We start from the raw sequence: 1,401 nt of genomic DNA, 5'->3' as shown, positions 1-1,401 counted from the left end.
TTTTATCTTTAAATTACCACTGGATTTTTTAAAAAATGAATTAAGAGTCAATAAAGAAAATAACCAACTGTGAAAATGGCATAAGCTTAGGTAAGTTTTTGTCAACCTGTCTACAACAAAAAGTGTAAAAAAAACGGGTAAGCTGCTCTACCAAAAGCCCCGCTAGTACTGGGAATTAAAAATAATAGCTGACAGGGAAAAAACAATCAGCTTGTTCAGTAAAATCAAGATTACTAACTATGGCAGTTTTCACAGTTAATACCACAGCTGAAGGCATTAATCCAAACGATGGAGTTACCAGTTTACGAGAAGCCATCGAAGCAGCGAATAATTCTCCTGGTAAAGATACCATTTTATTTGAACTTGAACCAGCTCTACCGACGATTACTATAGACTCTAACCTAGGAACACTCGAGATTACTGACAGTGTTAATATTGTTGGACGTCAAGATGATGACCAAATTACGGTCGAAGGTGACGGTAACCCTTTTGATATCTTTACGATTAGCAATGGGGCTAATATTACCTTCAACAAACTGACAATTTCTAATGGAAGCGATGGCATCCAGGTGAATGATGGCAATCTTAAAGTAATTAATAGCATCTTCACGGGACATGGCACAGATGCAATCAAGTCCGAAGCAGACAACAGCAAAATCACTGTGATCAATAGCCTTTTCACAAACAACTACGATGGCATCGATATCAACGGAAACAACAATAATGTTAAAGTGCTCCGTAGCTCTTTCCTAAACAACAGATCAGATGGCATCGATCTCGACGGAGACAACACCAGATTATTTGTCAGTAAAAGCACCTTCAGGCAAAATCAGGGGCAGGGTATTGATATAAGTGCTGCTGGTCAAAATGTAACGGTGCTTGGTAGCACTATCAGCAACAACCAGGATAGTGGAATAGAAATCGGTACTCGGGGAAAAATAAATAACAATGTTGTAAAGCTATTCAATAGCCAGATTATTGACAACCTGACTGGAGACAGTGGCGGTGGTGTCAATGTCCAAGGAACTGATAACGAGTTGTTTCTGGTCAACAATACGATTACTGGTAACTCGGCAGGAATAAATGGCGGCGGCGTTTCCGTCGAGAGTGGTAATACCGTTGTCTTGGGCAACAACAAAATCACTGGTAATATTGCCGACAGTGACAATGATGGTACCGGCGACGGTGGTGGTCTGTTTATCGGTCTCGGAGCCACCGTCGCGATCGCACAAACCAAAATTACCGATAACCTTGACCTAGGAGATCAGTTTTCCAATATCTTTGGTGATTTCATCAACTTTGGAGGTAATCAAATTGGAGTTTAGCCAGTCCCAAGCAATCAAGGGCATTGCTGAATAGCGAGATGGTTTAGGGGTTACTTAATAATGGAATAATTTTAAG

1 protein-coding gene is annotated in these 1,401 nt (G+C 40.4%); it reads left to right on the top strand.

The genetic code is table 11. The annotated features are described in order from the left end of the window. Positions 1 to 239 precede the first annotated feature (239 nt). Positions 240 to 1,325, top strand: a complete 1,086-nt coding sequence (locus F6K49_RS49215) for a right-handed parallel beta-helix repeat-containing protein (protein ID WP_293110035.1) — start codon at positions 240 to 242, stop codon at positions 1,323 to 1,325. Positions 1,326 to 1,401 lie beyond the last annotated feature (76 nt).

Source organism: Moorena sp. SIO3I6 (assembly GCF_010672095.1).
This window is presented reverse-complemented; position numbering and strand designations above follow the sequence as displayed.

Bases quoted from the DNA above. Each gene is read 5' to 3' on its own strand.
- F6K49_RS49215 (WP_293110035.1), top strand. From the start codon at position 240: ATGGCAGTTTTCACAGTTAATACCACAGCTGAAGGCATTAATCCAAAC.